Origin of the sequence: Nostoc sp. (assembly GCF_036917815.1) — a bacterium.
Lineage (GTDB): Bacteria > Cyanobacteriota > Cyanobacteriia > Cyanobacteriales > Nostocaceae > Nostoc.
This window is the reverse complement of sequence record NZ_JBALEK010000098.1, coordinates 55,001-67,109: the sequence shown is the minus strand read 5'-3', so window position 1 is coordinate 67,109 and position 12,109 is coordinate 55,001. Positions and strand designations below refer to the sequence as shown.

At 41.9% G+C, this 12,109-nt stretch carries 12 protein-coding genes; 8 read left to right on the top strand and 4 right to left on the bottom strand.

Annotation, left to right across the window (positions count from 1 at the left end; genetic code table 11):
- The first annotated feature begins 25 nt into the window (after positions 1 to 25).
- Positions 26 to 811 (top strand): peptidoglycan editing factor PgeF, encoded by a 786-nt coding sequence (gene pgeF, locus V7K97_RS29425; RefSeq protein WP_334804506.1) that lies wholly within the window; start codon positions 26 to 28, stop codon positions 809 to 811.
- Positions 812 to 815: 4 nt separating this feature from the next.
- On the opposite strand, the gene V7K97_RS29420 is transcribed toward pgeF, so the two are convergent.
- A complete protein-coding gene (locus tag V7K97_RS29420) occupies positions 816 to 1,445 on the bottom strand; it encodes a hypothetical protein (protein ID WP_334804505.1) in 630 nt (209 codons plus the stop codon).
- A 182-nt stretch (positions 1,446 to 1,627) separates the two neighbouring features.
- Positions 1,628 to 2,674 (bottom strand): polysaccharide pyruvyl transferase CsaB, encoded by a 1,047-nt coding sequence (gene csaB, locus V7K97_RS29415; protein ID WP_334804534.1) that lies wholly within the window; start codon positions 2,672 to 2,674, stop codon positions 1,628 to 1,630.
- Between the two features lie 262 nt (positions 2,675 to 2,936).
- On the opposite strand from csaB, the gene V7K97_RS29410 reads away from it, so the two are divergent.
- The 3 genes from V7K97_RS29410 to hisA all read left to right on the top strand — a co-directional run bounded on the left by V7K97_RS29410 (position 2,937) and on the right by hisA (position 4,521).
- Complete coding sequence (locus V7K97_RS29410) at positions 2,937 to 3,272, top strand: DUF2499 domain-containing protein (protein ID WP_334804504.1); 336 nt, start codon at positions 2,937 to 2,939, stop codon at positions 3,270 to 3,272.
- Positions 3,269 to 3,574 carry a DUF3593 domain-containing protein gene (locus tag V7K97_RS29405; RefSeq protein WP_334804503.1) on the top strand — a complete coding sequence of 102 codons (306 nt, stop codon included), beginning with the start codon at positions 3,269 to 3,271 and terminating at the stop codon, positions 3,572 to 3,574. The genes V7K97_RS29410 and V7K97_RS29405 overlap by 4 nt, the downstream gene beginning before the upstream one ends.
- A gap of 173 nt (positions 3,575 to 3,747) precedes the next feature.
- Positions 3,748 to 4,521, top strand: a complete 774-nt coding sequence (hisA, locus tag V7K97_RS29400; RefSeq protein WP_334804502.1) for a 1-(5-phosphoribosyl)-5-[(5-phosphoribosylamino)methylideneamino]imidazole-4-carboxamide isomerase — start codon at positions 3,748 to 3,750, stop codon at positions 4,519 to 4,521.
- Positions 4,522 to 5,135: 614 nt separating this feature from the next.
- Here hisA and V7K97_RS29395 read toward each other — a convergent pair.
- The gene (locus tag V7K97_RS29395; RefSeq protein ID WP_334804501.1) at positions 5,136 to 6,215 is read right to left on the bottom strand and encodes a hypothetical protein; all 1,080 of its coding nucleotides are present in this window, start codon (positions 6,213 to 6,215) and stop codon (positions 5,136 to 5,138) included.
- A 53-nt stretch (positions 6,216 to 6,268) separates the two neighbouring features.
- Positions 6,269 to 7,252: a hypothetical protein gene (locus V7K97_RS29390; RefSeq protein WP_334804500.1), complete on the bottom strand. Its 984-nt coding sequence runs from the start codon at positions 7,250 to 7,252 to the stop codon at positions 6,269 to 6,271.
- Positions 7,253 to 7,778: 526 nt separating this feature from the next.
- Here V7K97_RS29390 and V7K97_RS29385 point away from each other — a divergent pair.
- The 4 genes from V7K97_RS29385 (at position 7,779) to V7K97_RS29370 (ending at position 12,061) form a co-directional block, all read left to right on the top strand.
- A complete protein-coding gene (locus V7K97_RS29385; protein WP_334804499.1) occupies positions 7,779 to 8,531 on the top strand; it encodes a response regulator transcription factor in 753 nt (250 codons plus the stop codon).
- A gap of 53 nt (positions 8,532 to 8,584) precedes the next feature.
- Positions 8,585 to 9,910, top strand: coding sequence for a sensor histidine kinase (locus V7K97_RS29380; RefSeq protein WP_334804498.1), 1,326 nt, complete (start codon positions 8,585 to 8,587; stop codon positions 9,908 to 9,910).
- Positions 9,911 to 9,938: 28 nt separating this feature from the next.
- Positions 9,939 to 10,607 (top strand): phosphate signaling complex protein PhoU, encoded by a 669-nt coding sequence (gene phoU, locus V7K97_RS29375; protein WP_334804497.1) that lies wholly within the window; start codon positions 9,939 to 9,941, stop codon positions 10,605 to 10,607.
- Between the two features lie 836 nt (positions 10,608 to 11,443).
- Positions 11,444 to 12,061 (top strand): Crp/Fnr family transcriptional regulator, encoded by a 618-nt coding sequence (locus V7K97_RS29370; RefSeq protein ID WP_334804496.1) that lies wholly within the window; start codon positions 11,444 to 11,446, stop codon positions 12,059 to 12,061.
- Positions 12,062 to 12,109 lie beyond the last annotated feature (48 nt).

Genomic DNA, 12,109 nt, shown 5'->3' with positions numbered 1-12,109 from the left:
GATTTCTGTTTAGGTTTGGTTGAAGATGCACACTTGGCACTGGCGCAATTGGGAAGGACTGCCCTATTTAACTTGTAGTATTCTGGAACCTTGGCATCACGGCTTTTTTACCCAGCATTTTTGGCCGCGATCGCCACAAGTTATCACAGAAGTATTGCAACCAGAGGCATCAGTCTATCGCTTAAAGCAGGTTCATGGCAATACTGTTCTCACCCCCCAAGAAGTTGAAAGCTTTTTAAGCACTACTGGGGAGGATTTAGCATCGGCGGATGGTTTAATTAGCGAGCAGTCTCTACAAGCGGTCTGGGTCGCTAGTGCAGATTGTACACCCGTGCTGATTGGGGATGTGCAAACTGGACAGGTGGCAGCATTACACGCAGGTTGGCGGGGGACTGCTAAGAAGATTGTCCCATTAGCGATCGCTCGGCTACAATCTCAAGGCAGTAAACTTGATGATTTACGAATTGCGATGGGGCCAGCGATCGCTGGTGAGGTTTACCAAGTCTCTATGGAAGTGGCTGCCGAAATTGGAGCCAGCATTATACCACATAATGACGAAGAAAAAATTTTAATCGCATTAAATGAGCTACCAAATTCACCTTTACTACAAGACCCGAATCCTGGAAAGGTACGGCTGGATGTCCGGCGAGTGAATAGCTTACAACTGGAAAATTTGGGGATTAGTGCAGAACAAATTGCGATCGCACCTTATTGTACTTTCCAAACTCCAGAGCATTTCTTTTCTTACCGCCGGGAGAAAGAGAAAAAAGTTCAATGGTCAGGGATTGTTAGCGGTAAAACGAGTCAGTAGTTTATCAAAAGTCGTACAACAGTGAGTAAAAACCCGATCTCCAACCTCTTTCCCAACGCTCATCACCTAGAAAGTGTTTGACACAGACTACTTGGCTTTGTAAGGCTCTTTCCCTGCATCCTTCACACAGACAGAGTTGTTCAGACAAACCATATTTAAGCTGTAAAGCATTAATCTCTGCCATTAAAGCATCTTGTACTTCTTGCGGCGGAGTCTGACGTGCAGCAATAAGCTGTTTCCTAAAAACTGGATCTTGGTTTTGTGAACACCAATTCACCCAGAAAGCAATATCTGAATCTAGCTCAATACTTTTGTTTCTTGTCACTAACTTGTTTAAAGCATCTGCTAGAAATTCTTCAGGAAGTGCAACTCTATGCACTTCCACATAGTGAACCAAGCCTTCAGGCCATATCCAGTAACCATCAGTTAATTCTGAACTTCCCATGAATGCTTTAGCACATCCATGCATAAACCTACACCACGATAATCCACGATATTGTGCGTATAGCTTTCCTGCACAAAGGTAAGCAACCACCTGTTTGGCAATATCTGGTGCTAGTTTTCCCGCAACCTCTTGCGGTGCCAGAAATTGATCGTCATCAAGGCTCTTAATCCAATAACCGATCGTAGGCATAATTCGTTTACCTCTGACCTACCCTTTATAACCCGGATTTCTCAGAAGCTTGAGGGAAGGGGCAGAGGGGCAGAGGGGCAGAGGGGAAAGAACTTGTACAAGAACTCTCCTCTGCTCCCCTGCACAAGCACAGGCTTTGAGAGATGTGGTGAGAAATCCGGGTATAAATCCACACGCCTTAGTTAGGGTACAGAAACTAAGGCTTCACTCAACAACTCGCAGTGCAGTAAAGCACCATCCACCAAAGATTGGATTTTCTCTGATGATAAAGGATCGCCATTGGCGTAATGCTCCATCCAAGTCAGACTAATCAAATTGGGGTCATCTGGTAAACTCGCTAAATCCCATCCAGGCATTTCCAAGTCTTCCATGAGACGATTTACTTTAGGATCATAACTGAGAGCAAAGCAGCGACAACCTTCAGCAGCAGCCATAATTAAACTGTGCAAACGCATTCCAATCGCCATTTCCACGCCGCGAAACACACCTTTTAAAAGTTGCGGATCTTCCAGACACAAAATCTGGCTGACATCTTTAAGTTGGGGTTGAATGGCTTCGGCAATACTTAAATCTTCACTTTTTTGAAATGGCAGTAGTAAAATAAAAGCTTGCGTGGCTTTTTGAAAGTCAACCAAAGCACGAGTTAAGTTTGCCAGACGTGTTTCTGTAAGTTGGGGATGCGATCGCAACGTTACCGCAACTCTCGGCGCAGGTAAATCCCAAAGTCCTGGTACTGGTTTCGATTCCAACGCCCAAACCGGGTCAGGAGCTATGATACAAGGAATCTGCCAATCAGATAATAAAGCAGCACTGGCGCGATCGCGGACACTGATTTTGGTACAATTACCAAAGGTCTGCCGTGCCAACCAACGAGTTTGGGGACGCACTAAGGGGCCAATACCCTGTGCCCAAGCAATAGTTTTCAAACCCATTTTCTGCGCTAATGCCATCAGTCCCCCATAATAAAAGGGGCTGATAGTACTGGTAACATCTTGAATGAGACTCCCACCGCCCCAAATCAAGGCATCACAAGAGCGCAAAGCTTGTATTACAGGTAAAGGAGCCATGCGATCGCAAGTTTCTACATTGTAGCGATCGCGCGTTGACTCTGGATTACCAGAAAGCACCACAGGCGTCACATCAGATGGTAACATTTGCAAAAGCGTTGCTAACAAAGCTTCGTCACCACCATTACCTTTACCGTAATATCCAGACAATAATGCCCGCATCTTGACCATTTTAGATTTTGGATTTTGGATTTTAGATTAATAGCTTTTTTTAATAGACAAGTAGGGGCAATTCATGAATTGCCCCTAATTCAACAACTTGTTAAAGGTAGGCAAACTTCCGCCACAGACTACTAGACTCATTTCCAAGTTTGATTTTCAACGTAGCTATATAAAGATGTGAAAACCCCTAACTCCTAACTCCTGTACAGACGCGATTAATCGCGTCTCTACTCCTCACTCCCCATTCCCCATTCCCCACTCTATGCACACCCTTTCGATTCCCACTTGGATTATTCATATTTCTAGCGTTATTGAGTGGATTGTCGCTATTTGGTTAATTTGGACTTACGGCGAACTGACTAATAACCGCAATTGGTGGGGATTATCCCTTGCCATGTTACCAGCTTTAGTTAGCGCTATGTGTGCCTGTACCTGGCATTATTTCGACAACGCCGAATCTCTAGAATGGATGGTAACGCTTCAAGCTACCATGACCTTAGTTGGTAATTTTACACTTTGGGCAGCAGCCTTTTTGATTTGGCGTTCTACTAAATCTCCTGACACTGCTGAACCAAAACCTATCAAATCAGAGCAATGATTTCTAAAGAAACCCTGTTTGCACTTTCACTGTTTCCCTATTTGGGTTTCTTGTGGTTTATCAGCCGCAGTCCGCAAATGCCGCGTTTAGCGCTGTATGGATTTTACGGCACTCTCGTTTTTGTTGCCATCACCATCCCAGCCGGAATTTACGCTCAATTGCATTATGGCGAGTCTTTGGCCAATGTAGATTGGTTGCATGGTGGTGCAGAACTATTTTTGACCCTTTCTAATATCTTGCTTGTGCTGGGTTTTGGGCAAGCTGTAAGGCAATTAAAAAAGGGATTAGGGACTGGGGATTAGGGACTCAATACTTGGAAAACTTGGAAGGGGATTGGGACTTAAACCAAGTAGCGATGCTTCCGGCGAGCTATGCTTACGCACGAGAAGAAAACTCTTCCCAGTCCCCAGTGACGCGACCCGTTAAAAATGAAGATATTAGTGTTTGATGGCATTGAGTCATGAGGAAGAATTAAATGGACGTAATTCCAGCGATTGATTTACTAGAAGGTAGCTGTGTGCGACTGTATCAGGGAGACTACGATCGCTCACAAGTTTTTAGCGAAAATCCTGCTGATGTTGCCAAACAGTGGGTAGATGAAGGTGCTACCAGATTACATATAGTTGATTTAGATGGTGCCAAAGCAGGTAAAGTAGTAAACTTGGGGGCAATAGAAGCGATCGCTCATGCGGTGTCAGTGCCCATTGAAATTGGTGGAGGATTGCGCGATCGCACCAGCGTACAACAAGTATTTAATCTCGGCATACAGTGGGCAATTCTCGGCACCATCGCCGTAGAACAACCCCAGCTAGTGCAAGAACTCTGCCAAGAATTTCCCCAACAAATTATCATCGGGATTGATGCCCGTAACGGCCTCGTAGCAACTCGCGGTTGGTTAGAAACCTCAGAAGTTTTAGCAACCCAACTGGCTGTACAAATGCAAGAATTGGGCGCAGCCGCCATAATTTACACAGATATCCACCGAGATGGTACACTCACAGGCCCCAATTTAGAAGCTTTGCGAGAACTTGCAGCAGCAATTTCCATCCCGATAATTGCCTCTGGCGGGGTAAGTTCTGTCACCGACTTGTTGAGTTTGTTGGCATTAGAACCTCAAGGCGTAACTGGTGTAATTGTCGGACGTGCTTTATATACTGGAGATATTTTACTCAAAGAAGCATTACGAGCGATCGGGCCTGGGCGGATTCAGGATATTCCACCGAATCTAGGTTTTTCTACCTTTGCTTGATATTTTCTGTCTTTAGTAGAAAAATCCACACACTGACTCAGAGTACCGAGTACAGTGTGGGATTCTTAACCAGTCCAGCTGATAGAAACTATTCCCTCATTTGGGAATTTACCTGTGATTGAGGGAATATTGCAGTTTTTGCAACTTAGCCTGACAGAAGGATCTAGTACAGCGCGGCGAGCATTTAGGCAGTGGGTGCGTGAAGCGTTAGGTCGGTAATCGACAATACCCGTAATGTAGATTAAATTATAGTAGACTTTAAAATTTAGCTTGAACAGTAGAAGCCCCACACTCACTCTTAGGAGTGTGGGATGAATACGAGGTAAAAACTCAATATCATTTTTATTAATTTTATGAGTCGTTGAGAAGCCCACACTCACCCGTTCGCGTAGCGTCTCGCAGAGAAGGGGAGTGTGTGGAGTATGTCACTATTATGTCTAGTCAAGAGCAAAATTCTAACCAAGCATCGAACCAAACACAGTCTAGCGGAACAAAGAAGAAACTACAACCTCCCACAGATATCAAAAAACCAAAGAAAACTGAATAAAAAGCTTTCTAATTTCTTGTAGAGACTTAAATTAAGTCTCTACAATTGTCCTCAAAAACAAATAAGCTTATTTATTTTTCGCTTGAGTCTTTGCCTGTTCTAAAGCTATTTCTTTAATTGCCTGATATGAATTAACATTTGAATTACCTTCAATAGCTTTAACTGCCAAATCCTGAACTTGTTTGAGAGCAGATTCAAGTTGTTTAGAAAGATTTTGAATCCGTGTCTCTTGATTAGTAATAGTTTGTTCTAGAGATTGCAGCCTTTGTTCATAGAAACGCTTTTGCCCTTCCACTTCCTTAGAATATAAATCTGATTTTACTTTAGCTTGGTAGTGGGCAATGCCTTTACCTTCTTCTGTAGCTTTTTTAATAGCTGCTTCTTTATCTTTCGGAAAAGCCTCTACCTTGGCTTTTAATTCTTCAAATTGTTTCTCTCTCTCAGAAATTGCTTTCTCTCGTTCAGCCCACTGTTTTTCTGTTTCTTGTAGTAATTCTTCCAGTTCCTTATATAGTGCTTTCTGCTCTTGTTCGTATTCGTCACTTTGCAGTTGCCTCTGGAGTTCTAAATTATACTTATACTCGGACGCATCGCGTTGCCGAGTTTTATTCAAGTTTTCATTCCGTTCTTTTATCGCCCGTTGCTGTTCCTCCTGTTCTTTTCCCCAAGTATTCCTTTGCTCTAGTATTTCTTGAAATAACACTTCAGAACGCTGGCTATATTCATCCTGATAAGCTTTAGTATTATCTTCATAGGCTTGGATGAGAGTATCCAAGATATCATCAGAAATCTCTAAATTGTGCAACTGTGCTAATTGCTGGATTTCTTCTTCTAAATTTCGCCTAATTTCTTCTAAGTTAGAGGCTTTTGTGGTTAGCTGTTCCGATAATTCATTAGCAGCACTGCCAAAACCTAATTGAATCTTTGCCAAGCTTTCAATTGTATTATTCATCTTTTGTTGGACACTAGAAAGCTGATTCATAGGTGTTTTTTGTTCTAATTTAGGCTGTTCTTTAGTTCCAGATTGGTTTTCTTTGGCAACTTGATCGAGTTCCGATTTCAGTGCTGCTTTTTCTTTAGCTAACTCCTCATACGCCTGAAGAATTTCTACCTTAGTATTCTTATCAGTCGGTTTTTTCACCACCACAACAAACCTCCTCTTCAGGAATTTAAAATGATTAAGATACTAGAGACTCAAAACTATTTAGGATTAGAACTACCAAAAGCCCTCATAGCTAAGTCTTGTGCTTGTTTTAATGCAGTTTGCAATTGAGCAGAAATACCTTCTATTTGCTCAGACTGTTTCTTAATTGTTTCTTCCAGAGATAGAATTTTTTGTTCATAACTCTGTTTGTTAGATTCCCATTCTCTTTCAAATAAATCAGCCTCAATTTTAGCTTTTTGGCTGGTTTCTTTAATTGCCTCTTCCCTAGCTTTCTTAACAGCTTCTTCCAGTTCGTTAGGAAACGTAGTTACTTTTTGTTCATAGTCTGCAAAGAGGGGTTGGCGTTCAGCGAATATCTTTTCTCGTTCTGCCCAATCTTTCTGTTTCCTTTGAGAATTTTCTTGGATTTCTCTTTGTTGTTGGCGCTTTATCCCTTCGTAACTGTCTGTATTGAGTTTACGAGTAGTTTCTAACTTATACTGAGATTCTTCTTGTTCTTGCTGGCGATCTTTGGCCAATAAATCGTTATATGTTTGGAGTTTTTCTTCATACTCTGCTTGCTCTCTTTGCCATTCTTTTCGCCTGATTGTAATTTCTTTTTCTAGTGCTTCCCTTTTGCTGATAGTATCTTGTTCGAGGTTTTTTAATTTTTCTTGGTGTTCTTGACTTAAAATGTCTAGAGTATCTGCTACCACTCTGATTTGTTGAAGCTCTTGTAGGCGTTGAGTTTCAATTTCTATAGCTCGGTTCAATTCATCTAACTTAGAATTTTCTTGAGCTAGTTTTTCAGATAATGCATTGAGAATACTGCCAAACTCCAATTGTAAATCAGCTAAACCTTTGACAATACTATCAACGGTATATGCAGAAGCTCCTTGGAGAATTTCTTGACTTTTTGCCTTTTCTGCTTCCTCTTGTTTGGTTGCTATTTTAGATTCAAGCTTTTTTCTTTGGATAATAATTTGTTGAAATGCTTGCATTAGTTGTTGTTTGCTGTCCTTGACTCCAACTGTAGTCATCTTCCAACTCCCTTCAATAGGCAATGATTTATTGGGTAGCAAGCCATACCAATGACTACCCTATGCAGACATCAGAGTAGCCTTTAAATCGACATTTTTATCACAGTGAAAATACTGAAATGATCATATAGGACACTTAGTGGAGTACGAATTTTCCACATAGTATGTTATTTATGTCCTTCTGTTTTTCAGTTATGGTTTTCCCCTTGAGACACTATAGTACTTTTGTACTAAAATAAATATACCTAATCTAATCTGCTCTTGTCAAGACAATCCTTGCCAATTTTTCGGGTATTATAGTTAGTGTCTTAACGATCAATGCCACAAGCAAAAACCAAGCTAATAGGTAATTTGAGTCTTGGGAACCAGGACTTCTGACAAGAGGAGGGAATGGCAGACCAATAGAACTACTGAGTTCTGGAGGCTATTCCCGATGAATTAATTGGGAGAGCTACGTTCGTCTTGCGTCGGGGTAGTTGACCCTTTCTAATTGATACAAGCACAGTCCTAGACTTTTGTGATATCAATGTATACCAGTGAATCGACCAAATACTCTGCCAGAACGGATATTGGACAAACCAGCCGTATTCTAGTGGTAGAAGATGAAGAATTAATCCAGGAAATGCTAGTTGTCGCTCTGGAAGAAGAAGGTTATGGGGTGATAACTGCCCCAGATGGGCGGTCTGCCATAGAGTATCTCAAAAGTTTTGAAACCAACTCCGGGGAGCTTCCTTTTGATCTGATCGTTCTTGATTTGATGCTGCCGCAAATCAATGGGTTGGATATTTGCCGTTTGCTGCGTCATCAAGGAAACCCAGTACCTATTTTAATGCTCAGTGCTAAGGGTAGTGAAACTGACCGTGTTTTAGGATTAGAGGTCGGTGCCGATGACTACCTGACCAAACCCTTTAGTATGCGCGAGTTAGTAGCCCGTTGTCGCGCTTTACTCCGCCGCCAACGCCTAAGTAATTTACCCCAAATACCAGTATTAAAATTTAAGGATGTCTCCTTAAATCCCCAAGAATGTCGTGTGCTGGTTCGTGGTCAAGAGGTGAGTCTTTCCCCTAAAGAGTTCCGCTTGCTGGAACTGTTTATGAGTTACGCCCGTCGGGTATGGTCACGGGAACAATTACTAGATCAGGTTTGGGGTCCCGATTTCGTCGGCGATAGTAAAACCGTAGATGTTCACATTCGGTGGTTGCGCGAAAAATTAGAGCAAGACCCCAGTCATCCCGAATATCTTGTGACTGTAAGAGGTTTTGGCTATAGGTTTGGATAATTAGTTTAGATAGTTGTTAGTTTTTAGTAGTCACCAAGAAACTAACAACTCAAATGCTTTTATTGGGATTTTTTCTGGGTTTAGCAGTAGGCATTGGGTTTTGGGTTTGGCAACAGGTTCAACTTAACCGTTACCTGGGGCGCTTACTCCGACCGTTAACCTCCCATTCTTCCAAGATAGGACTGCTGCTGATTCCTGGGTTACGGCAGGAAATAGCGATGGTGAAGCAGCAGCGACAAGATTTGCAGCAGTCGTTGCAAACCTACCAAGACCTGCTAGATTTTGCACCCGTGGGATACTTGCAAGTGGATGAGGAAAATCAACTGCTGTGGTGCAATCAACAGGCGCAGGAAATTTTGTATCTGCAAAGGTGGCAACCAGAACAGGTGCGCTTGTTATTGGAGTTGGTAAGGTCTTATGAACTTGACCATTTAATTGAGCAAACTCGTGATTGCCAAAAACCACAGACGGGAGAATGGATATTTCATCCATCTTTTGATGATACGGCACAGATGCCAACAATAAAATCTCTAGCTTTGCGGGCATCTAGCTTGCCTTTACCCAATGGACAAGTGGGAGTCTTTTTAGAAAATCGTCAACCCCTATTAGATATAAATCAAGTACGCGATCGCTCTTTTTCTGATCTAGCGCACGAACTCAGAACGCCACTAACTTCGATTCGCTTGGTTGTAGAAACTTTACAAAACCGTTTAGAACCACCTTTAAATCGCTGGGTTAACCGCCTAATGCAAGAAGTTGATCGGCTGATTAGCTTGGTGCAAAGCTGGTTAGAACTTACCCAAATGGAAGCAAACCCAAATATGCAATTGCAATCTAAAGCTGTAGAATTGCGATCGCTAATTACATCTGTTTGGGAAACACTAGAACCCTTAGCAGGGTGTCAAAATCTATCTTTTTCTTATTCTGGCCCAGAAAATCTTTGGATTAAGGCAGATAGAGCCAGGATTTTCCAAGTTTTTCTCAACTTGTTAGACAACAGTATTAAATACAGTCCTCCTTCTACAAGCATTCACGTCCAAGCAAAAATCCGCTCAACGGACAATAATGGGGGCGATGCGGCTTCCCAAATTCTAGAAATAAATCTGATTGATTCTGGAGTCGGCTTTTCTGAGGTAGATTTACCCCATGTTTTTGAGCGATTTTATCGAGGAGATAAAGCGCGAACCCATTCCCCCCAAGATAGTAACTCTATAGGAGCGATCGTTGGTAATGGTTTAGGATTAGCGATCGTTGAGCAAATTTTGATCGCTCACGGTGGTTCAATCAAAGCGATGAACCATCCAGAAACTGGTGGTGCGTGGATGCAACTCCAATTTCCTGAAGTTATGGCAAACTCCCTAAGCCAAGACTATAGTTAGTAATATCTTCACCTTTGAGACAATAAGTGTGAAAGCCGTCGATTATACTCCCAATCCTCAAAGACCACAACTCGCACGTGCCATTAGGCGCTTAGAACGTGATGTATTACGCATGGGTGCTTTGGTAGAACAATCATTTCGCCTCAGCCACCAAGCGTTATTTGCCCGTAACTTAATAGCAGCCGAGGAACTCCCTCGATTAGATAAAAAGATTGATCGCTTTTATAGACAAATTGAATCAGACTGTACGGCGATTATGACGCTGCAAGCGCCTACAGCTCAAGATTTGCGCTGCTTGAGTGCCTTTATGCAGTTGGTGCGAGACTTAGAACGCATTGGCGATTATGCTGAGGATTTAGCTGAGATTGCGATTAAAATTTTTCCTTATCCACCTCATACGTCAATGCCCGACATTGAAGCCATGTCCCTTCACGCGCAGGCGATGCTAGCAACTAGCTTGAAGGCCTTGGGAGATTTTGATGAAGCAGGTGGTCGTCGTTTAAAGCACCTAGATGATACTGTAGACGATGCCTACGATCGCGTTTATGAGACTTTAGCCCAACAACGGGATGTACCTGGTGTGGTGGAGCCAATTATATTACTGGCGCTGGCAATTCGTTGTCTAGAACGCATGGCAGATCATGCCACTAATATCGGTCAAAGGGTAGCATACATTGTCACCGGTCAACGCTCTTAATTGACGTGCTACCCAGCTCCCCGACTTCTTCAAGAAGTCGGGGAGCTAAATCCAGCTTAAGTAAGCGCCATTCCACCCTACTATCTTCTAATTATTTGCGCCTATAGGATTACTATTTGATTTTTGAACAACACGTAGGGTGTGTTATCGCCGAGAGTACGGCACCATTTTCAAGGGTTTGGTGCGTTAGAGGTTGTTTGAAAAGTTTTTTGTATACGCCTAACCCTTGGAGATCCCCCTAAATCCCCCGATAAATTGGGGGGACTTTGATTCTGGTTCCCCCCTTTTTAAGGCGGGTTAGGGGGGATCAATCAGTGCCTAAAATCACAGCTAAGGACTTTTCAAACATCCTCTTAGACTAAAGTCATAACGCACCCTACAAATACTCAATTTTTTTCAGAAATCAAACCGGATTCCTATATATACTTACTTGATAGTCAGACGATACTAAAATAATTAAAAATAAGTTAACTCAATATTTTACTAAAAGCTTACCTCTTCTTAAACTTGCACGATTAAAGTAACGGGTAAACAACTCAAAAAACTCTGGGTCTATCTCACTGATAGATATCTTAAACAAGAAGTTGTTGCCCTCAGAAGATTTTGAGTTAGTCCATAGTAGTCTGTCAGGTTTAATTTCGTAGTAATGACTTTAGTCCTTATCTTCTAAGCACTTTAGTGTTTACTACAAACCCTGAAAACTAAATTGACAAAGTACTAGCTCTGATTGAGAAGAATAGACTTTCAGATATACAGGTAAATTTTAATACAAATTATTAGAGTTTCTTAATTGTTGTGAATAGCGAGATTCCCTGATAATTATGTAATTACAGTTAATGATGTATTCCACAAGTCCTACTTCAAACTCTTCTGCCGTGTCAAATAGCTCTGCTTTCATCGGACAATTACCCCAGCAGATATTTACTCGTCGGGAAGTAATTCCACCTCACAATGACGTACTTTGGCGCATTGAACACGGTGCAGTTCGTACTTTAACCTGGAGTGAAGATGGAACATTCATCACTCTCGGTTATTGGGGACTGGGGGATCTGATTGGCTATCCTTTGTCTAAGGTCAAGCCCTACCAGATTGAATGTCTTACTGGCGTGGAACTAAGTATTGTACCACCTAATTTGTGGCATCAAGATATTAATGCTTTGTTGTCTCACATCCAACAGGCAGAGGATCTACTTAGTATTGTGCATCGAAAACCAATTTCGCTACGTTTATGGCAGTTTTTAGTGTGGTTGAGTGAAAAATTTGGTCGTGACGTAGATAAGGGCAAGCTAATTGATTTAAATGTTACTCATCAAGATATTGCTGAAGTCTTAAATACTACGCGAGTAACAGTTACCCGGCTCTTACAACAGTTGGAGGAAGAAGGAACACTTCTACGTCACAAACGCCGCATTATTTTGCGATCGCCAAATAAATTAATTAAAAATTATAGTTAATCACTATATTAAATGACTTGTATTTATCACAGCATAAAGGTATAATCA